At 65.0% G+C, this 26,035-nt stretch carries 24 protein-coding genes and 1 other RNA gene; 14 read left to right on the forward strand and 11 right to left on the reverse strand.

What is annotated here, in order from left to right:
* The 3 genes from rbbA to N805_RS23265 form a co-directional block, all read right to left on the reverse strand.
* Window positions 1–2,721, reverse strand: a complete 2,721-nt coding sequence (gene rbbA / locus N805_RS23255) for a ribosome-associated ATPase/putative transporter RbbA (protein WP_019470971.1) — start codon at window positions 2,719–2,721, stop codon at window positions 1–3.
* Entirely contained in the window at window positions 2,718–3,677 is a 960-nt protein-coding gene (locus tag N805_RS23260) for an HlyD family secretion protein (RefSeq protein WP_019470970.1), read from the reverse strand. Before N805_RS23260 ends, rbbA begins: the two co-directional genes overlap by 4 nt.
* A 95-nt stretch (window positions 3,678–3,772) precedes the next feature.
* Window positions 3,773–4,222, reverse strand: coding sequence for an EVE domain-containing protein (locus N805_RS23265; RefSeq protein WP_019470969.1), 450 nt, complete (start codon window positions 4,220–4,222; stop codon window positions 3,773–3,775).
* A 179-nt stretch (window positions 4,223–4,401) separates the two neighbouring features.
* Here N805_RS23265 and N805_RS30825 point away from each other — a divergent pair, with 179 nt between their 5' ends.
* The gene (locus tag N805_RS30825) at window positions 4,402–4,554 is read left to right on the forward strand and encodes a hypothetical protein (protein WP_019470968.1); all 153 of its coding nucleotides are present in this window, start codon (window positions 4,402–4,404) and stop codon (window positions 4,552–4,554) included.
* Window positions 4,555–4,573: 19 nt separating this feature from the next.
* Here the strand turns inward: N805_RS30825 and N805_RS23270 are convergent, their stop codons facing one another.
* The 4 genes from N805_RS23270 to N805_RS23280 all read right to left on the reverse strand — a co-directional run bounded on the left by N805_RS23270 (window position 4,574) and on the right by N805_RS23280 (window position 5,964).
* Window positions 4,574–5,182: a 5-formyltetrahydrofolate cyclo-ligase gene (locus N805_RS23270; RefSeq protein WP_026034408.1), complete on the reverse strand. Its 609-nt coding sequence runs from the start codon at window positions 5,180–5,182 to the stop codon at window positions 4,574–4,576.
* Window positions 5,183–5,267: 85 nt separating this feature from the next.
* Window positions 5,268–5,447: non-coding RNA, 6S RNA (gene ssrS, locus N805_RS30250), on the reverse strand.
* A gap of 17 nt (window positions 5,448–5,464) precedes the next feature.
* Window positions 5,465–5,785, reverse strand: a complete 321-nt coding sequence (locus N805_RS23275) for a cell division protein ZapA (RefSeq protein WP_019470966.1) — start codon at window positions 5,783–5,785, stop codon at window positions 5,465–5,467.
* Window positions 5,782–5,964, reverse strand: a complete 183-nt coding sequence (locus tag N805_RS23280) for a TIGR02449 family protein (RefSeq protein WP_029886233.1) — start codon at window positions 5,962–5,964, stop codon at window positions 5,782–5,784. Before N805_RS23280 ends, N805_RS23275 begins: the two co-directional genes overlap by 4 nt.
* Before the next feature lie 181 nt (window positions 5,965–6,145).
* On the opposite strand from N805_RS23280, the gene N805_RS23285 reads away from it, so the two are divergent.
* The 10 genes from N805_RS23285 (at window position 6,146) to gcvP (ending at window position 18,573) form a co-directional block, all read left to right on the forward strand.
* Window positions 6,146–6,700 (forward strand): YecA family protein, encoded by a 555-nt coding sequence (locus tag N805_RS23285; protein WP_019470965.1) that lies wholly within the window; start codon window positions 6,146–6,148, stop codon window positions 6,698–6,700.
* A gap of 21 nt (window positions 6,701–6,721) precedes the next feature.
* Window positions 6,722–8,056 carry a Xaa-Pro aminopeptidase gene (gene pepP / locus N805_RS23290; RefSeq protein WP_019470964.1) on the forward strand — a complete coding sequence of 445 codons (1,335 nt, stop codon included), beginning with the start codon at window positions 6,722–6,724 and terminating at the stop codon, window positions 8,054–8,056.
* A complete protein-coding gene (ubiH, locus tag N805_RS23295; protein WP_019470963.1) occupies window positions 8,053–9,252 on the forward strand; it encodes a 2-octaprenyl-6-methoxyphenyl hydroxylase in 1,200 nt (399 codons plus the stop codon). The genes pepP and ubiH overlap by 4 nt, the downstream gene beginning before the upstream one ends.
* Window positions 9,249–9,731 (forward strand): DUF4442 domain-containing protein, encoded by a 483-nt coding sequence (locus N805_RS23300; RefSeq protein ID WP_016489741.1) that lies wholly within the window; start codon window positions 9,249–9,251, stop codon window positions 9,729–9,731. The genes ubiH and N805_RS23300 overlap by 4 nt, the downstream gene beginning before the upstream one ends.
* A gap of 9 nt (window positions 9,732–9,740) precedes the next feature.
* Entirely contained in the window at window positions 9,741–10,958 is a 1,218-nt protein-coding gene (locus N805_RS23305; RefSeq protein ID WP_177313746.1) for a 2-octaprenyl-3-methyl-6-methoxy-1,4-benzoquinol hydroxylase, read from the forward strand.
* 120 nt (window positions 10,959–11,078) lie between these two features.
* Window positions 11,079–12,080 carry an extracellular solute-binding protein gene (locus N805_RS23310; protein WP_016489739.1) on the forward strand — a complete coding sequence of 334 codons (1,002 nt, stop codon included), beginning with the start codon at window positions 11,079–11,081 and terminating at the stop codon, window positions 12,078–12,080.
* A gap of 160 nt (window positions 12,081–12,240) precedes the next feature.
* On the forward strand, window positions 12,241–13,863 hold the full coding sequence (locus N805_RS23315) for an ABC transporter permease (RefSeq protein WP_019470961.1): 1,623 nt from the start codon (window positions 12,241–12,243) through the stop codon (window positions 13,861–13,863).
* A 123-nt stretch (window positions 13,864–13,986) separates the two neighbouring features.
* Entirely contained in the window at window positions 13,987–15,069 is a 1,083-nt protein-coding gene (gene gcvT, locus N805_RS23320; protein ID WP_019470960.1) for a glycine cleavage system aminomethyltransferase GcvT, read from the forward strand.
* Window positions 15,070–15,120: 51 nt separating this feature from the next.
* Entirely contained in the window at window positions 15,121–15,504 is a 384-nt protein-coding gene (gcvH, locus tag N805_RS23325) for a glycine cleavage system protein GcvH (protein ID WP_019470959.1), read from the forward strand.
* Window positions 15,505–15,699: 195 nt separating this feature from the next.
* Complete coding sequence (gcvP, locus tag N805_RS23330; protein WP_019470958.1) at window positions 15,700–18,573, forward strand: aminomethyl-transferring glycine dehydrogenase; 2,874 nt, start codon at window positions 15,700–15,702, stop codon at window positions 18,571–18,573.
* Window positions 18,574–18,683: 110 nt separating this feature from the next.
* Here gcvP and N805_RS23335 read toward each other — a convergent pair whose 3' ends face one another.
* From N805_RS23335 to N805_RS23345, 3 genes are all read right to left on the reverse strand, one after another.
* On the reverse strand, window positions 18,684–18,998 hold the full coding sequence (locus tag N805_RS23335) for a DUF2388 domain-containing protein (protein WP_016502153.1): 315 nt from the start codon (window positions 18,996–18,998) through the stop codon (window positions 18,684–18,686).
* Window positions 18,999–19,086: 88 nt separating this feature from the next.
* Entirely contained in the window at window positions 19,087–20,760 is a 1,674-nt protein-coding gene (locus tag N805_RS23340) for a GspE/PulE family protein (protein ID WP_019470957.1), read from the reverse strand.
* A gap of 215 nt (window positions 20,761–20,975) precedes the next feature.
* Entirely contained in the window at window positions 20,976–21,281 is a 306-nt protein-coding gene (locus N805_RS23345) for a hypothetical protein (RefSeq protein ID WP_019473414.1), read from the reverse strand.
* Window positions 21,282–21,407: 126 nt separating this feature from the next.
* On the opposite strand from N805_RS23345, the gene N805_RS23350 reads away from it, so the two are divergent.
* The gene (locus N805_RS23350; RefSeq protein ID WP_003253717.1) at window positions 21,408–21,878 is read left to right on the forward strand and encodes an Lrp/AsnC family transcriptional regulator; all 471 of its coding nucleotides are present in this window, start codon (window positions 21,408–21,410) and stop codon (window positions 21,876–21,878) included.
* A gap of 54 nt (window positions 21,879–21,932) precedes the next feature.
* Here N805_RS23350 and N805_RS23355 read toward each other — a convergent pair whose 3' ends face one another.
* Window positions 21,933–23,300 carry a CYTH domain-containing protein gene (locus N805_RS23355; protein ID WP_019473413.1) on the reverse strand — a complete coding sequence of 456 codons (1,368 nt, stop codon included), beginning with the start codon at window positions 23,298–23,300 and terminating at the stop codon, window positions 21,933–21,935.
* Window positions 23,301–23,415: 115 nt separating this feature from the next.
* Between N805_RS23355 and argE the strand changes: the two genes are divergently transcribed.
* Window positions 23,416–24,558, forward strand: coding sequence for an acetylornithine deacetylase (gene argE / locus N805_RS23360; RefSeq protein ID WP_019473412.1), 1,143 nt, complete (start codon window positions 23,416–23,418; stop codon window positions 24,556–24,558).
* Between the two features lie 124 nt (window positions 24,559–24,682).
* A complete protein-coding gene (gene argA, locus N805_RS23365; protein WP_016502147.1) occupies window positions 24,683–25,981 on the forward strand; it encodes an amino-acid N-acetyltransferase in 1,299 nt (432 codons plus the stop codon).
* The last annotated feature ends 54 nt before the right edge of the window (window positions 25,982–26,035 follow it).

Consider the following 26,035-nt stretch of genomic DNA (forward strand, 5'->3'; position numbering starts at 1 on the left):
TCAGGCCTCCTGCTTCTTCAACATGGCCAGGCTCAGGCCGGTGAACGCAGCGAAGAAGCCCAGCAGGATCAGGCACTGCGGCCACAGCTCGCGCAGCCCCAGCGCCTTGGTGAAGGTGCCGACCGCGATGTCGAGAAAGTAGCCCGCCGGGAACAGCTGGCCCATCACCGCCGCTGCGCCGTCCAGCGACGAACGTGGCACGATCAGCCCGGAAAACTGGATGGTCGGCAGGCTGGTGATGATCATGGTGCCCAGGATGGCCGCGATTTGGGTGCGGGTGAAGGCCGAGATCAACAGCCCCAGGCTGGTGGTGGCCAGCAGGTAGGCCACGCCACCACAGGCCAGGGCCAGCACGCTGCCCTTGAGCGGCACGGCGAACAGCCAGCAATTCATGGCCACCAGCAGCGCCAGGTTGACCAGGCTTACGATCAGGTAAGGCATCTGCTTGCCCAGCAGAAACTCCAGGCGGGTGAGGGGCGTGGCATAGAAGTTGGTGATGGAGCCGAGTTCTTTCTCGCGGACAATGCCCAGCGCGGTGAGCATGGCCGGAATGAAGGCCAGGATCAGCGCCATCACGCCCGGGCCGATGGCATTCACGCTGACCACGTCCTGGTTGTAGCGAAAACGCGTTTCCAGGCGCACCAGGTCCTGGCGCGGCTGCGGCTGGGGGCTGGCCTTTGCCAGTTGCTCAAGGTTGGCCTGGTGCACGGCTTCCACGTAGTTGCGGCTGGTTTCGGCGCGGAACGGCATGCCGCCGTCGAGCCAGGCCGCCACCACCGGTTGGCGCCCGGCGTACAGGTCGCGACCAAAGCCGGGCGGAATCTCCAGCGCCAGTTTGATTTCCGAGCGCTGCAGGCGCTGGTGCATCTCGCGGCTGTCACGGATCGGCGCCTGTTCGGCAAAATAGCGTGAGCCCCGGAAGGCTTCGAGGTAGGTGCGGCTTTGTGGGCTCTGGTCCTGATCGTGCACGGCGAAGGCAAGGTTTTCCACATCCAGCGAAATGCCGTAGCCGAAGATCACCATCATGAACAACGCGCCTGCCAGGGCGAAGGCCAGGCGCACCTTGTCGCGCAGCAGTTCCTTGCCCTCGCGGCTGGCCACCGCCAGCAGGCGGCGCAGGCTGAAGCCCTGGCGCAGTGGCGGGGCGGCCGTGGCTGGCTGCTCCAGCACGGCGTTGTCCGTGGCTGGCGGCGCGAGCTCCTGGGCCTGCTCCAGGCAGCGCACGAACGCGTCCTCCAAAGTGTCACCGTGGTACTGGCGCTGCAGGGCATCGGGGGTGTCGCAGGCCAGTACCCGCCCGGCATGCATCAACGAGATGCGGTCGCAGCGCTGGGCTTCGTTCATGAAGTGGGTGGAGAGGAAAATGGTCACGCCCTGTTCGCGTGACAGTTCCACCAACAGGCGCCAGAAGTCGTCGCGAGCGGCCGGATCGACGCCGGAGGTCGGTTCATCGAGGATCAGTACTTCCGGGCGATGCAGCACCGCCACCGCCAGCGACAGGCGCTGGCGCAGGCCAAGGGGCAGGGCGCCGGACGGCTGGTCGGCGATAGCGGCCAGGTCGAAGCGCTCGATCAGCTCATCGATGCGCTGGGCGCTCTCGGCTTTGGGCAAGTCGAACAGGCGGGCATGCAAGGCCAGGTTCTGCCGGGTGCTGAGCTCGCCATACAGCGAGAAACTCTGCGACATGAAACCGACCCGTTTGCGCGTGGCCAGGTCACTGGCGTCCACCGGGCGCCCCAGCAGGCTGGCGCTGCCCTCGCTGGCCGGCATCAGCCCGGTGAGCACTTTCATGGTGGTGGTCTTGCCGCAGCCGTTGGAGCCGAGGAAGCCGAAGATCTCGCCACGGCCAATGGCGAAACTGACCTTGTTTACCGCTGTGAAGTCGCCAAAGCGCAGGGTCAGGTCGTGAGCCTCGATGGCGACCGGGCCATCTGTGGCCGGGCGCGGCGGGATGTGCAACGGTTGATGCTGCGCCTTGCCCGCACCTTGGTAATGGGTGAAGGCGTCGTCCAGCTTGCCGCTGGGGGTGACTGCGGCCAGTTCGTGGCTTGGGCCTGCGGCCAGCAGTCGGCCGCCATCGAGCATCAGGCAATGCTCGAACTGTTCGGCTTCTTCCATGTAGGCGGTAGCCACCAGCAGGGTCAGTTGCGGGCGCTGTGCGCGAACCTGCTCGACCAGCTCCCAGAAGCGCCGCCGCGACAGCGGGTCGACGCCGGTGGTGGGTTCGTCGAGGATCAGCAGGTCCGGCTCGTGAATCAGCGCGCAGCACAGGCCCAGCTTCTGCTTCATGCCACCTGACAGCTTGCCAGCCGGGCGCTGGGCAAAGCGCTGCAGGTCGGTGGCCTGCAACAGGTTGGCCATACGCTGTTCACACTCGCGGCGGCCCAGGCCGAACAGGGTGGCAAAAAAGCGTATGTTCTCGCTGATCGACAGCTCCGGGTACAGGTTGTTGCCCAGCCCTTGTGGCATGAACGCCACTTTCGGGTACAGCGCCGCGCGATGACGGCGCTGGCGGATCGAGCCACCCAGCACCTGCAGCTCGCCCTGTTGCAGGCGTTTGACCCCTGCAATCAACCCCAGCAAGGTCGATTTGCCCGCGCCATCAGGGCCGATAAGCGCGCAACGGGTGCCCGCAGGCAGGCTGAAGCCGAGGGTGTGCAGGGCCACCAGGTCGCCGTAGCGGTGGCGGATGCCCTCGGCCAGCAGTGCCGGGGCGTTCATTGCAGGTTGGCCGGCCAGTCCACCTCAGCCGTGCGCACATAGCCGGCGCCTGGCATACCCGGTTTTGCTTGTGGCACTGCGCCGGGGTCGGTCAGGCGAAGCTTGACCCGGAATACCAGCTTTTGCCGCTCGTCGCGGGTTTCGACCTGTTTGGGGGTGAACTGGGCCTTGGCTGCGACAAAGGCCACCTTGGCCGGCAGAGCGCGTTCGGGCAGGGCGTCCAGCACGATGCGCGCCTGGTCACCTACGGTCAGCTGGCCACTGGCGGCGGCCGGCAGGTACAGGTTCATGTACTGGTCGCTAGGGTCGATCAGCATCAGCACGCGGCCGCCGGCACCCAGCACTTCACCGGGCTCGGCCAGGCGCAGCTGAATGATGCCGTTGATGGGCGCCCGCAGGCTGCTGTCGTCGATTTCGCTGGTGAGCTGGGCGACCTGGGCTTGGGCGGCGCCGATGGCGGCCTTGATCGCTGCCAGCTGGGCGCGGGCGGCGACCACGGCGGCGTTGGCGGTGTCAAAGCGTGCCTGTTGCTGGTCGAGCAACTGTTGGCTGGCGTACTTGCGCTGGAAAATTTCGCGCACGCGCTTGAGTTCCTGGCTGGCCAGCAACAGTTCGCTTTGCCGCAGCTGCACACTTGCCTGGGCAGCGGCGTAGTTTTCCCGGGCGCGCAGCACTTCGGCTTCGGCCTGGGTGCGCTGGGCTTGCATGGTGCGGGTGTCGATACGTGCCAGCAGCTGGCCGCGGGTGACTTTGTCGCCTTCGTCGACCAGCACTTCGGCCAGACGGCCGGGGATTTTACTGGCGATCTGTACTTCGGTGGCTTCGAGCCGGCCGTTGCCCATGCTCAGGCCGTCGGGCAGCTGGTCGTGGAGCGACTTCCAGTACCCCAGCCCTGCGGCTGCAGCGAGCAGTGCGATCAGCGCGGCGGCGAATATTCTGGGGGCGTATCGGTTCATCGTTCTGCATCCTTGCGCTCATCCACACTACATCATGGCGCGGGGCCGTTCGTGGCGTGTTGATATCGGTCAAACCCTTGACCTTGGCCACTGTTTCAACGCAGCGCGACAATCACCGCCCATTGTTCGGGGGTGACCGGCATCACCGACAGGCGGCTGCCCTTTTGCACCAGCGGCAATTCGGCCAGGCCGGCCTGCTGCTTCAGCCAGCCCAGCTCCAGTACCCGTGGCAGGGTTTGCACATGGGCCACATCCACCGCGCTCCACGGGTTCTTGTCGGCCGTGGCCTTGGCGTCGTAGTAGTGGCTTTGTGGGTCCAGCGCGGTGGGGTCGGGGTATGCCGCACGGGTGATTCTGGCAATACCGGCAATGCCCGGTTGCGGGCAGCTGGAGTGATAAAAGAAGAATTCGTCACCCACGTTCATGGCCCGCAGGAAATTACGCGCCTGATAGTTGCGCACGCCGTCCCAGCGCGCTTCGCCCAGGCGGCTGAGGCCTTCGATGGAGAGTTCGTCGGGCTCGGATTTCATCAGCCAGTAGGCCATGGATGCTGCTCCTGAAAAGGTTTGAAATAACCTGTTGCACGAAACCGACAGCCGGTTGGCGTCAAGGTTTGCTTGCGGACGCAGGTTGTCGGAAAATGCGCCCCGTTTAAAGCGCGACGCGCTGGCGATACCCTGAAAATCGCCGAGCACTGAACAGTTTGCCTGGGGGGCAATCTTCGATGAATCAACGCAAAAAGCCGGATCTGCTGTGGATCCTGGTGTTCATTTTTGGCCTGGGTGTGGTCACTACCGGTTATGCGCAGGGTTTGTGGGAGCGCAAGCTGGACAACGCCTACCAGATGCCGGTCGACGCCAGCCAGCCACAACGTTGATGCCCCCCGCTGGCGCCGCTCAACGCGGTGCCAGGTACCAGCTACGGTCCGAGACCGTCCCCTGCAGCGGTACATCCCAACTGGCCTGCGCCAGCCGCTCGACTTTCTGGCATTCGTGCGCCAGCCCCAGCAGCAACGGTTTTTTCCAGGTTTGCCGACGCGCCTGGTAGGCCAGGCTGCGATCATAAAAGCCGCCACCCATGCCCAGGCGCCCGCCCACTTCGTCAAAACCGACCAGCGGTAGCAGGATCAGGTCCAGCGCCCAGACCGGCCGCTGACGCCTGCGGTCCGTGACCGGCTCGGGAATACGAAAGCGGTTGGGCTTGAGCTTTTCGCCCTGCTCGAACCGCTGGAACACCATGTGCGTGCGCGGCCAGGCGTGCAGCACCGGCAGGTAGGTGCGTTTGCCGCGACGCTGGGCTTCGCGCATCAGCAGGCCAGGGTCGATTTCGCCGTCGTTGGGCAGGTACAAGGCAATATGCCGGGCGCGGCGGAACAATGGGTGTTGCGCCAGCTGGCGGTACAGGCCGAGGGTGGCCTGGCGTTGCTGGGCAGGGGTGAGGGCGCGGCGGGCATTGCGAAGCAGGCGACGGAGCTGGGGGCGGGTGAGCGGCGCGGTGTCGGTCATGGCACGGGCGATCCCAGGATTGCTGGCCGGCACTGGAAGGTCGGCCAAAACGAATTGCCCGCCTGAGGGGCGGGCAAAAAAATTCAGGCTCCCCGGTCAGACCGCTGTCGGTGTAGCCCTTGAACCCGAAAGTTCAAGGTGGAGATTGCAGGGGGCGTTAAGGCTTTCCGTCGGGCGGACATGCACACCGGCCCCAGCGTGCAACCCCCGTGGTTGTGCGTATCGGCTCAGGGACATAACCGACTGGCGCATCCACCAGGGAGTGGCGCCAGTATACCAATCTCAGCCAATTTTGGTATCCGTGTCGTCGGACAATGCCTTATCTACCCGATCCAGCAGGTCGCGCACCTGTTCGCGGTTGGTGCCGCTGACCGGGGCATCGGTGCGGTCTTCCTGGCGGTGCAGCATTTCGTGGGTAATGTTCAATGCCGCCATGACCGCGATGCGGTCGGCGCCAATCACCTTGCCGCTGCTGCGGATCTCGCGCATCTTGCCGTCCAGGTAGCGCGCGGCGCTGACCAGGTTGTTGCGCTCCTCCGGCGGGCAGATGATCGAGTATTCTTTGTCGAGGATCTGCACGGTGACGCTATTGCTTGAACTCATGAGTCTTGCTCCAGAGCCTTGAGGCGTAAGATCATCGACTCGACCTTGCGCTTGGCGATCTCGTTCTTTTCGATGAGGTGGGCGCGCTCTTCGCGCCAGGATTTTTCCTGAGCTACTAGGAGTGCATTTTGCCGTTTTAGTTGCTCGACGCGTTCGATCAGCAACTCGAATCGGCTCATCAGTGCCTGAAGGTCGTTCTCTTGCGTGGGTTGCACTCGATTCGCTCCGTCGTTGAGTCACCTGGCGATGATGCCTCTCCCTGGGCCGCGACAGCCAGTGCCGATGGTCTTGGCGCGCCTGCCGGTGCTAGGATACAAGGTCTCCATTCTAGTCATTGCGCCGTCTGGCGCCTAGCTGCCCATGCCCAATACCCAATCGCCTTACATCGCCTTCGCCATGCTGCTCTCGAGCAATGGTCATCCTGTCACCCCGGCCGAACTGCACGGCCTTTTGATCGGCCGCAGCTGCGCCGGTGCCGGTTTCGACGCCGATGCCTGGCTGGCCGATGCCGCGCAGTTGCTGGAAACCGAGCCCGGTGACACCGTGCGCAACGCCCTGATCGGCCTGCAGGAAATGGTCAAGGGTGAACTGACCAGCGACGACATGGCCATCGTCCTGCTGCTGCCTTCCGACGACGCCGCCCTGAGCGACCGCGCCACCGCGCTGGGCCAGTGGTGCGAAGGCTTCATTACCGGCTTTGGCCTGAATGCCGGCGGCAAGGACTTGTCTGACGAAGCCAAGGATGTGCTGCAGGACCTGGTGGCCATTTCCCAGGTACAGGAAGCCCTCGAAGAGTCCGAAGACGGCGAGAGCGACTACATGGAAGTCATGGAATACCTGCGCGTGGCGCCTCTGCTGCTGTTCTCCGAGCTGGCCAAGCCGGCCGCACCCGCGCCCAAGCCATCGCTGCACTGATCAACCGGGGGTAGTCTGCCCATGAGCCACATTCCCAAGGGCGAGTATGCCCGTCGGCGCAAGGCGCTGATGGCGCAGATGGTCCCCAACAGCATCGCCATCCTGCCCGCTGCCGCAGTTGCCATCCGCAACCGCGACGTCGAGCACGTATACCGCCAGGACAGCGACTTCCAGTACCTCAGCGGCTTTCCGGAGCCTGAGGCGGTCATTGCGCTGATCCCGGGGCGTGAACATGGCGAGTACGTGCTGTTTTGCCGTGAGCGCAACCCGGAGCGCGAGCTGTGGGACGGGCTGCGGGCCGGCCAGGAAGGCGCAGTGCGCGATTTCGGCGCCGACGATGCCTTCCCCATCACCGACATCGACGAGATCCTGCCGGGCCTGATCGAAGGCCGCGAGCGTGTGTACAGCGCCATGGGCAGCAACCCCGAGTTCGACCGGCGGCTGATGGACTGGATCAACGTGATCCGCTCCAAGGCCCGCCTGGGCGCCCAGCCGCCGAACGAGTTCGTTGCGCTGGATCATCTGCTGCACGACATGCGCCTGTATAAATCGGCAGCGGAAGTGAAGGTGATGTGTGCCGCTGCAGCCATCTCGGCGCGGGCGCACGTGCGGGCCATGCAGGCCTGCCGGGCAGGGCTGCACGAATACAGCCTGGAAGCCGAACTGGACTATGAGTTCCGCAAGGGCGGCGCAAAGATGCCCGCCTACGGCTCGATTGTCGCGGCCGGGCGCAATGGCTGCATCCTGCACTATCAGCAAAATGACGCCCCGCTCAAGGATGGCGACCTGGTACTGATCGACGCCGGTTGCGAAATCGACTGCTACGCCAGCGACATCACCCGCACCTTCCCGGTCAGCGGGCGCTTTTCGCCCGAGCAGAAGGCCATCTACGAACTGGTGCTCAAGGCCCAGGCCGCGGCGTTTGCCGAAATCGCCCCGGGCAAACACTGGAACCACGCCCACGAGGCGACCGTGAAGGTCATTACCGAAGGCCTGGTCGAGCTTGGCCTGCTTTCGGGCGAGGTGCAGGCGCTGATCGACAGCGAGGCCTATCGCGCCTTCTACATGCACCGTGCCGGGCATTGGCTGGGCATGGATGTGCACGACGTGGGCGAGTACAAGGTGGGTGGCGAGTGGCGTGTGCTGGAGCCCGGCATGGCGCTGACCGTCGAGCCGGGCATCTACATAGGCGCCGACAATCAGGCCGTGGCCAAAAAATGGCGCGGCATTGGTGTAAGGATCGAGGACGACGTGGTAGTGACCAGGCAAGGTTGTGAAATCCTGACTTCGGGCGTGCCGCGCACGGTTGCCGAGATCGAGGCGCTGATGCAGGCCGCCCGCAAGGACGCGGCATGAGTCGCGTGAACCTGGCGATCATTGGCGGTGGCCTGGTAGGCGCAAGCCTGGCGTTGGCCCTGCAGGCCGGGGCCAAGGCGCGCGGCTGGAAGATCTTGCTGATCGAGCCGTTCGCACCCGGTGACAGCTTTCAGCCCAGCTACGATGCGCGCTCCTCGGCGTTGTCGTTCGGCACCCAGCAGATCTACCAGCAGCAGGGCCTTTGGCAGGCCATCGGCCGGCGTGCCGAGCCGATCCGGCAAATTCACGTGTCTGACCGTGGTCGCTTCGGCGCCACCCGTCTGGATGCCCAGGAAGAAGGCGTACCGGCGCTGGGCTACGTGGTGGAAAACGCCTGGCTTGGCCAATGCTTGTGGCAAGGGCTGGACAGTGACGTGGTGAGCTGGCGCTGCCCGGCGGAAGTGACCTCGATGCAGGCGATCGAAGGCGGTTACCGCCTGGGGTTGAATGACGACACCCAGCTGGAATGCGACCTGGCGGTACTGGCCGACGGTGGCCGCTCCGGCCTGCGCGAGCAGTTGGGCATTCACGTACGCCACACGCCGTACCAGCAGAGTGCGTTGATCGCCAACATCACCCCGGGTGAAGCCCACGGTGGCCAGGCGTTCGAGCGCTTCACCGAAGAAGGCCCCATGGCCCTGCTGCCGTTGCCGGATAACCGCTGTGCACTGGTGTGGACACGCCAGGGCATGGATGCGCGGCGCCTGGCCGACATTGATGAGCGCAGCTTCCTGCGCGAGCTGCAAGGCGTGTTTGGCTATCGCCTGGGCGCGTTGCGCCAGGTCGGCGCCCGGCACCTTTACCCCTTGTCGCTGATCGAGGCCCAGGAGCAGGTGCGGCCGCACCTGGTGGTCCTGGGTAATGCCGCGCACAGCCTGCACCCCATTGCTGGCCAGGGCTTCAACCTGTCGCTGCGCGATGTGCAGTCGCTGGCCGACGCATTGCTGGCCGGCCCGCAGCAGCCTGGCGACCTGGCCACGCTGCAGGCTTACGCCCAGCGCCAGCGCCTGGACCAGGCCGTGACCATCGGCTTTTCCGACCAGGTCACCCGCCTGTTCGGCAGCAACCAGCCGTTGCTGGCCGCAGGGCGCAACCTTGGCCTGCTCGGGCTCGACCTGCTGCCGCCGGCCAAAAGCTGGTTCGCCCGCCAGGCCATGGGCCTGGGCACCCGCCCCGATCCGCGGGGGCAGGCATGAGCAACCCGCGTAAACTGGCACGCCGTGCGCGTATGTTGCGCTGGATGCTCAACCTGTACCCGCCGTACCTGGGCGCTGGTATCCGCGTGCAGTCCATCAGCCCGGACCTGCGCAGCGTCAAGGTAGCGATGAAGCTGACCCGCTGGAACCGCAACTATGTCGGCACCCAGTTCGGCGGCAGCCTGTATTCGATGGTCGACCCTTTCTACATGTTGCTGCTGATCGAGCAGTTGGGCCGCGACTATATCGTCTGGGACAAGGCCGCCAGCATCGATTTCATCTCGCCGGGCAAAGGCCCGGTGTATGCCGAGTTCCACGTCGATGACGCGCTGCTGGACGACATCCGCCAGCAGACCGCCACCGGCAAGAAGTGCCTGCCGCGATTGCAGGTCGATATCCGCGATGGCGCCGGCGAGCTGGTAGCGCGGGTCGATAAAACCCTATACGTGCGGCTCAAGCCGCAAGCGAGGCTGGCGTAAGGCATGGAAATGCGCGCAGATCTGTTGATTGTCGGTGCCGGTATGGTCGGCAGCGCACTGGCCCTGGCGTTGCGCCACAGTGGCTTGCAAATCCTCTTGCTCGATGGCGGCCCGCTGACGGTCAAGCCCTTCGACGCCCAGGCGCCGTTCGAGCCACGTGTCAGCGCGCTGTCGGCGGCCAGCCAGCGCATCCTCGAGCGCCTCGGCGCGTGGGACGGCATCGCCCAGCGGCGTGCTACGCCGTATTCCGACATGCAGGTGTGGGATGGCAGCGGCACCGGGCAGATTCACTTCTCGGCCGCCAGCGTGCACGCCCAGGTGCTTGGCCATATCGTCGAGAACCGGGTGGTGCAGGATGGCCTGCTGGAGCGCCTGCACGACAGCGACATCGGCCTGCTGCCCAACGCGCGGCTGGAGCAGTTGCGTCGCTCGGGGGACGAGTGGTTGCTGACCCTGGCTGATGGCCGGCAACTGCGTGCACCGCTGGTGATCGCCGCCGACGGTGCCAATTCGGCGGTGCGGCGCCTGGCTGGCTGCGAAACCCGCGAATGGGATTACCTGCACCATGCCATCGTCACCAGCGTGCGCTGCAGTGCCGGGCATCAGGGCACGGCCTGGCAGCGCTTCACCGATGAGGGGCCGTTGGCGTTTCTGCCGTTGACCCGCGATGGCCAGCAGGATTGGTGCTCGATTGTGTGGTCGACCACCCCGGAGCATGCCGAGCAGTTGATGGCACTGGATGACGCCGCCTTCCTGCAGGCCCTGGAGCGTGCTTTCGAGGGGCGCCTGGGTGACGTGCTGCAGGCCGACCCGCGGGTGTGCGTGCCGCTGCGCCAGCGCCACGCCAAGCGCTATGTGGATGAAGGCCTGGCCTTGATCGGCGATGCTGCGCACACCATCCACCCGCTGGCGGGGCAGGGCGTCAACCTGGGCTTCCTCGATGCTGCGGTGCTGGCCGAAGTGCTGGTCAATGCCTGCGAGCGCGGTGAGCGGCTGGCAGATGTGAAGGTGTTGAGCCGTTACGAGCGGCGGCGCATGCCGCACAACCTGGCGCTGATGGCGGCCATGGAGGGCTTTGAGCGGTTGTTCCAGGCCAACCCGCTACCGTTGCGCTGGTTGCGTAACAGCGGGTTGAAACTGGTGGAGCAGATGCCGGAGGCCAAGGCGGTATTCGTGCGCCAGGCGCTGGGGTTGAGTGGCGATCTGCCGGATCTGGCCAAAGCCTGAAGGCTGCTCCTGCAATGGGCGGTGCAAGCTCTGCAACATCCGGTAACTGCTAGGTAGATGAGCCAGAAAATGGGATTCACTACCATTCGCACCTCTCAAACGATCCGAGGAGTGCTTCCCATGTTGCCACGCAAGCCCCTACTGGCCGCCCTGGCCCTGACCCTGTTCGGTGGCACTGCCCAAGCGGCGGACGAAGTGGTGGTGTACTCCTCGCGCATCGACGAGCTGATCAAGCCGGTGTTCGATGCCTATACCGCCAAGACCGGGGTCAAGATCAAGTTCATCACCGACAAGGAAGCCCCGCTGATGCAACGCATCAAGGCCGAGGGCGACAACGGCGTGGCCGACCTGCTGTTGACCGTCGATGCCGGCAACCTGTGGCAAGCCGAGCAGATGGGCATCCTGCAGCCGATCAAGTCCGACATCATCGACCAGAACATTCCGCCGCAGTACCGCGCCTCGTCCCATGACTGGACCGGCCTGAGCCTGCGCGCCCGCACCATCATCTACTCCACCGAGCGGGTCAAACCCGAGGAGTTGAGCACCTACGAAGCCCTGGCTGACAAACAGTGGGAAGGCCGCCTGTGCCTGCGCACGGCGAAGAAGGTGTACAACCAGTCGCTCACCGCCACCCTGATCGAGACCCATGGCGAGGCGAAGACCGAGCAGATCGTCAAAGGCTGGGTCAACAACCTGTCCACCGACGTGTTCTCCGATGACAACGCGGTGATCCAGGCCATCGAGGCCGGCCAGTGCGACGTGGGCGTGGTCAACACCTACTACTACGGCCGCCTGCACAAGCAGAACCCGAACCTGCCGGTGAAGATCTTCTGGCCCAACCAGGGTGACCGTGGCGTGCACGTCAACCTGTCGGGTATTGGCCTGACCAAGCACGCGCCACACCCGGAAGCGGCGAAAAAGCTGGTGGAATGGATGACGGGCGAAGACGCGCAAAAGCTGTTTGCCGACATCAACCAGGAGTTCCCGGCCAACCCGAAGGTGAAGCCTTCCGAGGAGGTGGCGGCGTGGGGCAGCTTCAAGGCTGACAGCATTCCAGTGGAAATTGCCGGCAAGCGCCAGGCCGAAGCCATTCGCCTGATGGATCGCGCTGGCTACAACTAAGCGCCAGGCCTTATCCTTCCGGGGCCTTTCAGGGCCTCTTCGCGGGTGAACCCGCTCCCACAGGGATCGCACAATACTTGTATCTTGTGCAGCCCCTGTGGGAGCGGGTTCACCCGCGAACGACCGCGCAGCGGTCGCCATCGCACTCGAGATTTCAGCCTTGCCCCACACCCCCCAACGCCGCTGGTACTTCCCGGTCTCCCTGATCGCCGCCCTGGTGCTGCTGCCCTTGAGCGTCCTGCTGTTGTCCTGGCAGTCGATCGATATGCAGATCTGGTCGCACCTGCTCGACACTCAGATGAGCCGCCTGTTGGGCAATACCCTGACGCTGGTGGTGGGCGTAGGTATCGGCGTCACCCTGTTGGGGGTCAGCCTCGCCTGGCTCACCAGCCTCTGCGAATTCCCCGGCCGGCGCTGGCTGGACTGGGCGCTGATGCTGCCGTTCGCCATCCCGGCCTATGTGCTGGCGTTTGTCTTCGTCGGCCTGCTGGACTTCGCCGGCCCGGTGCAAAGCGCCCTGCGCGAAGCGTTCGGGCCGATGCGCCTGCCGCGGGTGCGCTCCACCGGCGGGGTGATCATCGTGCTGGTGCTGGTGTTCTACCCGTACGTCTACCTGCTGGCGCGCACGGCCTTCCTGGCCCAGGGCAAGGGCCTGATGGAGGCGGCGCGCGTACTCGGGCTATCGCCCCTGCAGGCATTCTGGCGTGTGGCCTTGCCGATGGCCCGGCCGGCCATCGGCGCCGGCATTGCCCTGGCCTTGATGGAAACCCTGGCCGACTTCGGCGCGGTGGCCGTGTTCAATTTCGACACCTTCACCACCGCCATCTACAAGACCTGGTACGGCTTCTTCAGCCTGTCCAGCGCCGCCCAGCTGGCCAGCCTGTTGTTGCTGGCAGTGATGCTGGTGCTGTACGGCGAGCGCCGTGCCCGGGGTGCCAGCCGCAGCGGCAACGAGCGGCCGCGGGTGCAGGCGTTGTACCACCTGCGTGGGGTGAAGGCGTTGCTGGCCAGTGGCTGGTGCCTGCTGGTGTTTGCCTGCGCCTTCGTCATCCCGCTGCTGCAGCTGCTGGTGTGGTTCTGGCAACGCGGCCGGCATGACCTGGACGAGCGCTATGTCGGCCTGGTGTTGCACACCCTGTACCTGGGCAGCATGGCGGCACTGGTCACGGTGAGCGTGGCGCTGGTGCTGGCCTTTGCCCGGCGGCAGGCGCCGACGGGGGGTATCCGCGCCGGGGTCGGCCTGGCCAACCTGGGCTATGCCTTGCCCGGCTCGGTGCTGGCAGTGTCGATCATGCTGGCCTTCAGTTACCTCGATAACCACTTGGTCATCCCGCTGTCCAGCTGGTTGGGCGGGGCAGGCAAGCCGCTGCTGCTGGGCAGCCTTGCCGCCTTGCTGTTGGCCTATCTGGTGCGCTTCATCGCCGTGGCCTACGGGCCGCTGGAAAGCAGCCTGGAGCGTATCCGCCCGTCACTGCCCGAGGCCTCCCGTAGCCTGGGCGTGGGTGGGCCCAGATTGTTTTTCAATGTGTATCTGCCGCTGCTGGTGCCCGGTGCCCTCAGCGCCGCCTTGCTGGTGTTCGTCGACGTGCTCAAGGAAATGCCGGCCACCTTGCTGATGCGACCGTTCGGCTGGGACACCTTGGCGGTACGGGTGTTCGAGATGACCAGCGAGGGCGAATGGGCACGTGCCTCACTGCCCGCACTGACGCTGGTGCTGGTGGGCCTGCTGCCGGTCATCGGCCTGATCCGCCGTTCGGCACATCGACCCGGTCGCAGTCACTGAGGGTGCCAGCCTGCGTCCTTGCGGCTACAATGCGCGGCATTCGCGCGGTGGGTCCTACAAGAAGAGCTGACGATCAAACGTCATCGACCGCCGCCGCTTCGCCACGCCCGGAAGGAGAAACCCATGGGACAGCGCACGCTTTTGTATGACCTGCACCTGGCGCTTGGCGCCAAAACGGTCGATTTCGGTGGCTGGGACATGCCCCTGCACTATGGCTCGCAGGTCGAGGAGCACCACCAGGTGCGCAGCGATTGCGGGGTTTTCGATGTGTCCCACATGACCGTGGTCGACGTCGATGGCAGCGACGCCACTGTCTGGCTGCAACGCCTGCTGGCCAACGACGTGGCCCGCCTCGACGAAACCGGCAAGGCGCTGTACAGCCCGCTGCTCCATGCGCAGGGCGGGGTGATCGACGACTTGATCGTCTATCGCACGGAAAACGGCTACCGCCTGGTCACCAACGCCGCCACCCGGGCCAGAGTGCTCGATTGGCTGCAACAGCAGCGGGCCGGGTTTGCCGTGGACTTCCAGGTCCGCCCCGATCTTGCCATTCTCGCCATCCAGGGCCCGCGTGCCCGCGAAAAGGTGGCAGCCCTGCTCAGCCCCACGCGCGCAGCACTGATTCGCGAACTGCGCCCGTTCGAAGGCGTCGCCGAGGGTGACTGGTTTATTGCCCGCACCGGGTATACCGGTGAAGACGGCCTGGAGATCATGTTCCCGGGCGATCAGGCGGTGGCATTCTTTAACGACCTGGTCGGCGCCGGCATCGCCCCCAGTGGCCTCGGCGCCCGTGACACCCTGCGCCTGGAAGCCGGCATGAACCTGTACGGCCAGGACATCGACGAAGCCCACACCCCGCTGACCTCCAACCTGGGCTGGAGCATCGCCTGGGAGCCAGCCGAGCGCGACTTCATCGGCCGCGCCGGCCTGCTGGCGGAAATCGAACAGGGTGTGCAGGAAAAACTGGTCGGCCTGGTGCTGGAAGAGCGCGGCGTGCTGCGTGCCCATCAGGTGGTGCGTGTGGCCGGGATTGGCGAAGGGGAGATCACCAGTGGTAGTTTCTCACCTACGCTGAGCAAGTCCATTGCCCTTGCGCGCGTACCCATGGCTACCGGTGACCGGGCCGAGGTGGAAATCCGCGGCAAATGGTACCCGGTGCGGGTGGTCAAACCGACCTTCGTGCGCCACGGCAAAATCCTGATCTGAACATTTTTTAACCGGCGGGCCTACCGCTGAGCCAATCGAGGAATTCAAGACATGAGCAATATCCCCGCCGACCTGCGTTTTGCCGAAAGCCACGAGTGGGCTCGCCTGGAAGCCGACGGCAGCGTGACCGTGGGTATCAGCGACCACGCCCAGCAAGCCCTGGGTGACGTGGTGTTCGTGGAGCTGGCTGAAGTCGGCAAGGTATTCGCTGCTGGCGACGCTGCTGGTGTGGTCGAGTCGGTCAAGGCTGCGTCGGACATCTACGCCCCGATCGGTGGCGAAGTGATCGCAGTCAACGAAGAGCTGGCCGACAGCCCGGAGCAGCTCAACGAAGAACCTTACGCAGCGTGGATCTTCAAACTGAAGCCAAGCAACCCGGCCGAGCTGGACAAGCTGCTGGATGCTGCTGGTTACAAGGCCGCCATCGGCGAGTAAGACCGCGTCGCCTGCTTCGCGGGCGCGCCCGCTCCCACAGGGATAGTGCCCGCCGCTGGCCTTTGATTAACCTGTGGGAGCTGGCTTGCCGGCGATAGGGCCGGCACTGGCAAAGCAAGTTTCCCCGCAGAATCGGCAATCCCTTCCTAGACTTGTAAGTCTCCATGAGACCTGGTCTAGGAAGAGAGCGTCGTCATGTCCCAGTCGCCATCCCTGCATCAACTGCAAGAGCTCAACCCTTTCCTGCGTCGCCACCTGGGCCCCGATGCCGCAGAGCAGCAGGCCATGCTCAACGTGCTGGGTGTCGCCAGCCGCAATGAGCTGATCGAGCAGACCGTACCGCCAGACATCCGCCTCAATCGCCCCCTCGACCTGCCAGCGGCACTGGACGAACAGGCCGCCCTGGCCAAACTTGCCGGCTACGCCGCGCAGAACCAGGTCTGGACCAGCCTGATCGGCACGGGCTACCACGGCACCATCACCCCCACGGTCATCCTGCGCAACGTGCTGGAAAACCCCGGCTGGTACACCGCCTATACGCCGTATCAACCCGAAATCGCCCAAGGCCGCCTGGAGGCGCTGCTGAACTTCCAGCAAATGGTCATCGACCTTACCGGGCTGGCGCTGGCCAATGCCTCGCTGCTCGATGAAGCCACCGCTGCTGGCGAGGCCATGGCCCTGGCCAAGAGGGTGGCGCGCAACAAGAGCAATGCCTTCTTCGCCGACCAGCACTGCCACCCGCAGACCCTGTCGGTGCTGAAGACCCGCGCCGAGGGCTTTGGCTTCGAACTGATCGTCGACTCTGTGGATAACCTTGGTAATCACGCCGTGTTCGGCGCTTTGCTGCAGTACCCCGACACCCACGGCGAGGTGCGCGACCTGCGCCCGCTGATCGACCATCTGCACAGCCAGCAGGCACTGGCTTGTGTGGCTGCCGACCTGCTCAGCCTGGTGGTGCTGGCGCCCCCCGGCGAGCTGGGCGCCGATGTGGTACTGGGCTCGACCCAGCGCTTTGGCGTGCCGATGGGCTACGGCGGCCCCCACGCGGCCTACTTCGCCTGCCGCGACGACTACAAGCGTGCCATGCCGGGGCGCATCATTGGCGTGTCGCGCGATGCCCGTGGCAACACGGCGCTACGTATGGCCCTGCAAACCCGCGAGCAGCATATCCGCCGCGAGAAGGCCAACTCCAACATCTGCACGGCCCAGGTGCTATTGGCCAACATTGCCGGCTTCTACGCGGTGTACCACGGCCCTGAAGGCCTGCAGCGCATCGCCCAGCGCGTGCACCGGCTGACATTCATTTTGGCTGCGGGCCTTGAAGCCAAAGGCATCCAGCGGCTCAACCAGCATTTTTTCGACACCCTCACCCTGGATGTCGGCGGCACCCAGGCAGCCATCATCGAAAGCGCCGAAGCTGCGCACATCAACTTGCGCATTCTTGGGCGCGGGCACCTGGGCGTGAGCCTGGACGAAACCTGTAACGAGCACACGGTGCTGCGCCTGTTCGATATCTTCCTGGGTGTGGACCACGGCCTGGAGATTGCCGCCCTCGACCAGCTGGCCCTGCCCGAAGGCATTCCCGCCGGCCTGGTGCGGCGCACGCCGTTTCTCGCTCACCCGGTGTTCAACCTGCACCACAGCGAAACCGAGATGCTGCGCTACCTCAAGCAGCTGGAGAACAAGGACCTGGCCCTGAACCAGTCGATGATCCCGCTGGGGTCGTGCACCATGAAGCTCAACGCCACCAGTGAGATGATCCCCATCACCTGGCCCGGCTTTGCCCAGATGCACCCCTTCGCGCCGGCGGCCCAGGCCACGGGTTACAAGGCGATGATCGATGAGCTGGAAAGCTGGCTGTGCGCAATCACCGGCTTCGACGCCATCTGCATGCAGCCCAATTCTGGTGCCCAGGGCGAGTACGCAGGGCTGATGGCCATTACTCGCTACCATCGCAGCCGCCATCAGCCACAGCGCACGTTGTGCCTGATTCCCTCGTCAGCCCATGGCACCAACCCGGCGTCGGCGCAAATGGCGGGCATGGAGGTGGTGATTGTGGATTGCGACGACCACGGCAACGTCGACCTGGCCGACCTCAAGGCCAAGGCCCACGCGGCCGGGGAGCGCCTGTCGTGCCTGATGGTCACCTATCCGTCCACGCACGGGGTGTACGAAGAGGGCATTCGCGAAATCTGCGAAGTGGTCCACCGGCACGGCGGCCAGGTGTACATGGATGGCGCCAACCTCAATGCCCAGGTGGGCCTGACGCGTCCGGCCGACATGGGTGCCGATGTCTCGCACATGAACCTGCACAAGACCTTCTGCATTCCCCACGGCGGTGGGGGCCCAGGCATGGGGCCGATCGGCATTCGCGCGCACCTCACGCCGTTCGTTGCCAGCCACCCGGTGGTACCGGTGCCCGGCCTGGACCCGAACAACAGCGCGGTCAGCGCCGCGCCCTGGGGCAGCGCGAGCATCCTGCCGATCAGCTGGATGTACATTGCCATGATGGGGCCGCAGCTGGCCGATGCCAGCGAGGTGGCGATCCTGTCGGCCAACTACCTGGCCAGCCAGCTGGGCGGCGCCTTCCCGGTGCTCTACCGTGGGCGCAACCAGCGGGTGGCGCATGAGTGCATCCTCGACCTGCGGCCGTTGAAGGCACTGACTGGCATCAGCGAGGAGGACGTGGCCAAGCGCCTGATGGACTATGGTTTCCATGCCCCGACCATGTCATTCCCGGTGCCGGGTACGCTGATGGTGGAGCCGACCGAAAGTGAGTCGAAGGCCGAGCTGGACCGGTTCGTCGAGGCGATGCTGGCGATTCGGGCAGAGATTGGCGAGGTGCAGGAGGGCAACTGGCCGGCGGAGAACAACCCGCTCAAGCATGCGCCGCATACCCTGGCTGATGTACTGGGAGTGTGGGACAGGCCGTATAGCCTGGAGCAGGCGGTGGCGCCCAGTGCTCACGTGCGCCAGCACAAGTACTGGCCGGCGGTAAACCGGGTGGACAACGTGTATGGGGACCGGAACCTGTTCTGCGCGTGTGTGCCGGTGGAGGCATATCGCTGAGATTGGTGCTGGGTTTTTCGCGGGCTTGCCCGCTCCCACAGGCATTGCACAAGACTCAGCCTTGTGCGGTCCCTGTGGGAGCGGGCAGGCCCGCGAAGCAGGCGACGCGGTTACTCGGCTACCGCATTCTTGGCCAGGATGGCATTGGCCAGCTCCATGTCGGAAGCTTGCATGCCTGGGTGCTCTGCCCGCGCCTGGCGCATGGCCGCTTCCAGGAACGGCCCGCGGATCGCGCCTTCGCTGGCGACGAAGCTGCTGGCGTCATCCTGCGCGGCCACAACCAGTTTGTGATCCCGCGAAGTCAGGTAGCTCGATGCCGTGGTTGCACCGGAAGTCATCACGTTACGCCAGAAGGTATCGGCCATGGCCGAGCCGATAGGCAGCGAAAGCAAGGCAGCGGCAGCGATGGCGGTTTTGAGACGCATGTTGAAACACCTCGAAGGGTGAGGGTTGAAGATGCGCGGTTGGATCTTTCCGGGCAGGGCAAGTTCCTTGAATACAAAGGACTTTTCGTCAGCTGCAGACGCGCAGCACTTCCTCGGTACGGGTTTGCCCACAAGCCACTTTGGCCTCGCCGCAACGGTGCAGGTCAACCAGGCCATCGGCCAGCGCCTGGCGCCGCAATTGGGTCAGGTCGGCGGTCGGGCCAATCAATGCCCGCAGGCTTTCGCTGGGCTGCAGCAGCTCGAACAGCCCCGTACGCCCATGAAAACCGGTGCCACGGCAGGTTAGGCAACTGGCTGATGGATTCGCCACACAGTCTGGGCACACAGTACGCACCAGGCGCTGGGCCATGACCCCGACCAGCGTGGCCTTGATCAGGTAGTCGGCCACACCCAGCTCTTGCAGGCGGGTGATTGCAGCGCAGGCGTCATTGGTATGCAGGGTCGACAGTACCAGGTGCCCGGTCAGGGCGGCCTGCACCGCCACCAAGGCCGTTTCGCGGTCGCGGATTTCGCCAACCATGATGATGTCCGGGTCCTGGCGCAGCATGGCCCGCACGGCACTGGCAAAACCCAGGTCCAGCGCGGGCTGCACCTGCAGCTGGTTGAAGGCCGGCTCCAGGCGCTCGATCGGGTCTTCGATGGTGCACAGGTTGACCTGCGGCGTGGCCAGCAGCTTGAGGCTGGCGTACAGCGTGCTGGTCTTGCCGGAGCCGGTGGGGCCGGTGACCAGGATGATGCCCTGACGCTGGCGCAGCAGGCCTTGCCACTGAGCCAGCAGCGGCCCTTCCAGGCCGAGGCGGTCGAAGCCCTCGTGCAATTGGTGTGGGTCGAACAGGCGCAGTACCAGCTTTTCGCCGAACGGGGTCGGCAGGGTCGACAGCCGTAGTTCCACTTCACCGCCGCCCGGCAGCCTGCTTTGCAGGCGGCCGTCCTGCGGCCGGCGCTTTTCTGCAACGTCCATGCGGCCCAGGTGTTTCAGGCGGCTGACCAGCGCCAGGGTGACCCCGGCGGGGAAGGCATACACGGTGTGCAGCAGGCCATCGATGCGGTAGCGCAACTGGCCCTGTTCGCGTCGGGGCTCCAGGTGGATATCGCTGGCGCGCTGCTCAATGGCGTATTGCAGCAGCCAGTCGACGATATGCACGATGTGCGCGTCGTCGGCGCTGGCTTCGGTCTGGCGCTTGCCCAGTTCCAGCAACTGTTCGAGTTCGCCCAGGCTGGCCGATTGCTGGTGCTGCGCGCGCTTTACCGACTGGGCCAGGCGGTGAAACGCCTGCCCTGACTGGCGGATCTGTATCGGGCTGGCCAGCACGCGACGAATCGGCCGACCCAGGCTGCGGGCCAAGTCTGCGTGCCAGTCGTCCTGATAGGGCTGGGAGCTGGCCACGCTGATGCCGGAGGAGTCGTCGGCGACGATAAGGATGCCGTGGCGTTGGGCGAAAGCAGGGGATACCAGGCCGGCGACCTGGGGCAGGTCGAGTTGCATGGGGTCGATGCGCAGGTAGGGTTGGCCGACCTTGTTGGCCAGCCATTGGCAGAGGCTGTCCAAGTCCAGCAGTTGGCCGGGCTGTCGGCGGTCTTCCAGGCAGCAGGCGGCGACTTGTTCCAAGGGATGGGCGGTGGGGTGTGCGGCGGCGTGTTCGAGCACTTGCAGGGTGTCGGTGGCGTGCAGGTACTGGTCGGCGAGCAGGGCCTGGAGCACGTGCTTCAGGTCGAGTTCCAGGTTGTCGGGGGTGTGCATGGTTGGCGTCCGTGCCTGATGGGGAAGTGCTGATCAAGGCTAGCCGGGCAGCGGGAGGGCATCGAAGGTGAAGGATTTCAGGGTTTTGCAGCGCCTGTGCCGGCCTCTTCGCGGGTAAACCCGCTCCCACAGGTACTGCACAGGTTACGAGGTCTGCGCGATCCCTGTGGGAGCGGGTTTACCCGCGAAGAGGCCGGCGCAGGACAGCAGAGGGTTCAGACCACTGCCAACGCCACCCGATGCACATTTGTCAGGCTCACTTCACCCACACACACCAAGTTACGCAGTTTCTGCGCAATCACTTCGGCCCGGTGCCAGCTCAGGCCGCCAATGCCGACTTCGATATCCAGCCAGTCATCCTGCTGGCTGACGTGCACGCTGTGCGGGGTCAGGAACTGCAGGGCAAACAGGTTGAGCACGCGGCACAGGGTGTCGGGCTCGGCGTCGGCCTGCAGGCGGTAGTGCACGGTGCTGTGGGCGTTGCTGGCGGCCCAGGCGTCGGTACGGGGTTGTGCGTTCATGCTGGTCTCCGCAAATGTGGGAGAAATTCTTGCACGTCAGCGGCGGCATTTTTTCGCTATGATTTGATCATTTTGCTGTATTGATGAATTGATCAATTCGGATAATGCCGCTCAGGAGGTTGAATAATGCATAGCGAGCTGGACGCCTACGACCGCCGTATTCTCGAACTGCTGCAAGAGGACGCTTCGCTGTCCAGCGCGCAGATCGCCGAGCGCGTGGGGCTGTCGCAATCGCCGTGCTGGCGACGTATACAGCGCTTGAAGGAAGAGGGGGTGATTCGCGGGCAGGTAACCTTGCTGGACCGCAAGAAGGTCGGCCTGAACACGCAGATTTTCGCCGAAGTAAAGCTCAATGCTCACGGGCGCTCCAACTTCACCGAGTTCACCGAGGCGATCCGCGGGTTTCCGGAGGTACTGGAGTGTTACGTGCTGATGGGGGCGGTGGACTTTCTGCTGCGCATCGTCACGTCGGACATCGAGGCCTACGAGCGGTTCTTCTTCGAAAAGCTGTCGAACGTGCCGGGCATTCAGGAAGTGAACTCGATTGTGGCGCTGTCGGAGATCAAGTCCACCACCAGCCTGCCGCTGTCGCGGTGAGGCCATTCGCGGCAAGTCGGGGCGCCGAACCGCCGCGAAACAGGCGACGCGGTATCAAGCCTTGAGCAGGTGCTTCCAGCCGCGGCTCTGATCCACTGCCCGGGCCTGTTCGATACGTGCTTCCAGCACTTCATCGCTGATTGGCAGCTCGGCCAGCTCGTGCAACTTCTTCAGGTCGCCATACAGGCGGTCCATCTGCGGCGCTTCCAGCACCTGGCGGGCGTGGTGCAGCCAGCCCAGCAGTTGCTCGATACGTGGCAGCTGCTCGGCCAGGTCTTCCGGGCGCTGGGTGTACAGCGGCAGCTTCAACGCACGGCCTTCCTCGCCCAGCAGGTGTGCCAGCCAGCTGGCCAGCTGCGCCTTGCCCTGACGCTCGCCACGGCCTTTGCGCTCCACGGTCCAGGCACGGGCCAGCAGCCAGCGCGAGGTTTCCAGCGAAAACTGGCCCCAGCGCACGTCTTCCAGTTCTTCGGCGAACTGCTCGGGGGCGGCGCGGCGGATGTCTTCGTCGTCGTTGCCGGCCTGCACCAGCGGGCGCCAGTCTTCCAGCAGGGCATCGAGGCTGCTGCGCAGGTCACGGGTGCTGGCACGCGGCGCGGCCTGGCCAAGGCTGGCGGTGAGTGCGCGCAGTTCGCTCAGGCACTCGACCCAGTCCTGCAGCAGGCGCCAGTGGCCGTTGTGGCGGTACTGCTCGGCCAGGCGCTGGCTGCTGCCCAGCAGTTGCCAGGCCAATGCGGCGTAGGCGTCGTCCAGGGCCATTTCGGCTTCCAGCTCGGTGTGCGGCAGGCCCAGCTCGTAGCTGTCCGGCTCCAGCAGGCGGTAGCCACGCTCGGCCTTGCTGATGTCGCAGGGCATCAGCGGCAGGCTGGCGGCCAGCTCGGCGGCCAGCTCCAGCAGCGCTTGCGGGTCACCTTCGCGCAGTTCCAGCTCCAGCTCGCAGATCTCTTCCTTACGCTTGCCGGCAATCACGAAGCCCTGGTCCAGCGCGGCCTCGATCACCACTTTGCTCTTGCCACGGCCCCAGGCAATTTCGGCGTATTCACGGCTGAAGTCGGTGGTGAACAGCGGCTTGATGGTTTTCTTGTCCAGGCCTGCCAGTTGCTCGGGCCAGCAGGTGGCGTCCAGTTTCTTCAGGTCGAGCTTGACCTTGTCCAGATTCCATTCGTATTCGTTGCGCTCGGACAAGCCCGCCACGCTGGTGCCGCGGCACTTGAGGGTCTGGATGACGGCATCGCCATCGCGGCGCAGGCGCAGTGCGACACGGGCGGCGGACAGCTCACGCTCGGGGGTGTCGAAGTACTGGTTGAGCAGTTCACGGGTCTGCCAGCCGGACTTGTTGCGCTTTTTCAGCAGAGGGTGCTCGCGCAGGGCGGCAAGGGTCTCGCGGCTGGCGCGGAGCTTCAGTTCGGTTTCTTTGTGCATCACAGACTCGAAAGAGGGGCGTGGTTGGCGGAGAGTCTACAGCAGTCAGCCGCCAACGGTTTATTCCAGACGGCGGATAGTCCTATGATGGGCAACGCTTCCGAGGAGTATGTGCATGCCGTTGCCGACGCTGAAAGACCAGTTTGCCGCCTTGATCGCCGCGCCTTCGGTCAGTTGCACCCAGCCCGCGCTGGACCAGTCCAACCGCCAGGTCATCGACCTGCTGGCGGGGTGGCTGGGCGACCTGGGGTTCACATGCGACATCCAGCAGGTCACGCCGGGCAAGTTCAACCTGCTGGCCAGCCGTGGCAGCGGCCCAGGTGGCCTGGTGCTGGCCGGGCACAGCGACACTGTGCCCTATGACGAACAACTGTGGGCCAGCGACCCGCTGAAACTGACCGAGGTCGATGGCCGCTGGGTCGGCCTGGGCAGTTGCGACATGAAGGGCTTTTTTGCCCTGGTCATCGAAGCTGTCATCCCGCTGTTGGAGCACGACTTCAAGCAGCCACTGCTGATCCTCGCCACCTGCGACGAAGAAAGTTCCATGTCCGGTGCCCGCGCCCTGGCCGAGGCCGGCCAGCCGCTGGGCCGTGCGGCGGTCATCGGCGAGCCTACCGGGCTGCGGCCGATCCGCATGCACAAGGGCATTCTCATGGACCGCATCGACATCCTCGGGCGCAGCGGCCATTCGTCGGACCCAAATCTGGGCCGCAGCGCCATGGAGGCCATGCATGCGGTAATGGGCGAGCTGATGGGCCTGCGCCAGCAATGGCAGCAAACCTATCGCAACCCACAGTTCACCGTGCCGACGCCGACCATGAACTTTGGCTGCATCCACGGCGGCGACAACCCCAACCGCATCTGCGGCCAGTGCGCGCTTGAATTCGACCTGCGGCCGCTGCCGGGCATGGATGTAGAGCAACTGCGCGCAGCCATTCGCGAGAAGCTGGTGCCCGTGGCCGAGCGCCATGATGTGCGCATCGACTACGCGCCACTGTTCCCGGAGGTGCCGCCGTTCGAGCAGGCTGCCGATGCCGAGCTGGTGCAAGTGGCGGAACGCCTGACCGGCCATCGCGCCGAAGCGGTGGCGTTTGGCACCGAAGCGCCTTATCTTCAGCAGCTGGGCTGCCAGACCATCGTGCTGGGCCCTGGCGACATCGCCTGTGCCCACCAGCCCGGCGAATACCTTGAAATGTCACGAATCGAGCCTACCGTGCGTCTATTGCGTGACCTGATCCGGCACTATTGCCTGCACTAAACGTCAATCGAATTGATTCGTTCCTGCCTAGAGGAGACCGCGCGTGACCGCAAGCCTGTTCCGACGATGATCTTGAACGCCCCTTGTATCGCCGTTCTCCGTCCACTTATCCACAGGCCCTGTCATGCCCGACTACGTCAACTGGCTGCGTCATGCCTCCCCGTACATCAATGCCCATCGCGACTGCACCTTCGTGGTCATGCTCCCTGGCGATGGGGTGGAACACCCTAATTTCGGCAACATCGTCCACGACCTGGTGCTGCTGCACAGCCTTGGCGTGCGCCTGGTACTGGTGCATGGCTCGCGCCCGCAGATCGAAAGCCGATTGGCCGATCGGGGGCTGACCCCGCACTACCACCATGGCCTGCGTATCACCGATGCCGCCACCCTGGACTGCGTGATCGATGCCGTTGGCGCCCTGCGCCTGGCCATCGAGGCGCGCCTGTCGATGGACATCGCCGCTTCGCCGATGCAGGGCTCGCGCCTGCGCGTGGCGTCCGGCAACCTGGTCACCGCGCGGCCGATCGGCGTGCTTGAAGGGGTGGACTACCACCACACCGGTGAAGTGCGCCGGGTCGACCGCAAGGGCATCAGCCGCCTGCTCGACGAGCGCTCCATCGTGCTGCTGTCGCCGTTGGGCTACTCGCCTACCGGCGAAATCTTCAACCTGGCCTGCGAAGACGTGGCCACCCGTGCCGCCATCGAGCTGGGCGCCGACAAGTTGCTGCTGTTCGGCGCCGAGCCGGGCCTGCTGGACGCCGACGGCAAGCTGGTGCGGGAACTGCGCCCGCAGCAGGTTGCCCCGCACCTGCAGCGCCTGGGCAGCGACTACCAGGGCGAGCTGCTGGATGCCGCCGCCGAGGCCTGCAAGGGCGGCGTGGCACGCAGCCACATTGTCAGTTATGCCGAGGACGGCGCGCTGCTCACCGAGCTGTTCACCCGTGGCGGTGGCGGTACGCTGGTGTCGCAGGAGCAGTTCGAAGTGGTGCGTGAGGCGACCATCGAGGATGTGGGCGGCTTGCTGGAGCTGATCAGCCCGTTGGAAGAGCAGGGCATCCTGGTGCGCCGCTCGCGTGAAGTGCTGGAGCGCGAGATCGAGCAGTTCAGCGTGGTCGAGCGCGAGGGCATGATCATCGCCTGTGCGGCGCTGTACCCGATTGCCGACTCCGAAGCAGGGGAGCTGGCGTGCCTGGCGGTGAACCCGGAATACCGCCACGGCGGGCGCGGGGATGAATTGCTGGAGCGCATCGAGAGCCGGGCGCGGCAGATGGGGTTGAATACCCTGTTCGTGCTGACGACGCGTACTGCGCACTGGTTCCGCGAGCGCGGTTTTGCACCCAGCGGCGTGGAGCGCCTTCCGTCGGCGCGGGCCTCGCTGTACAACTACCAGCGCAACTCCAAGATTTTCGAGAAGCCCCTGTAAACCTGTGCCGGCCTCTTCGCGGGTAAACCCGCTCCCACAAGGACCTCGCAGGTT

Origin of the sequence: Pseudomonas putida S13.1.2 (genome assembly GCF_000498395.2) — a bacterium.
GTDB lineage: Bacteria > Pseudomonadota > Gammaproteobacteria > Pseudomonadales > Pseudomonadaceae > Aquipseudomonas > Aquipseudomonas putida_Q.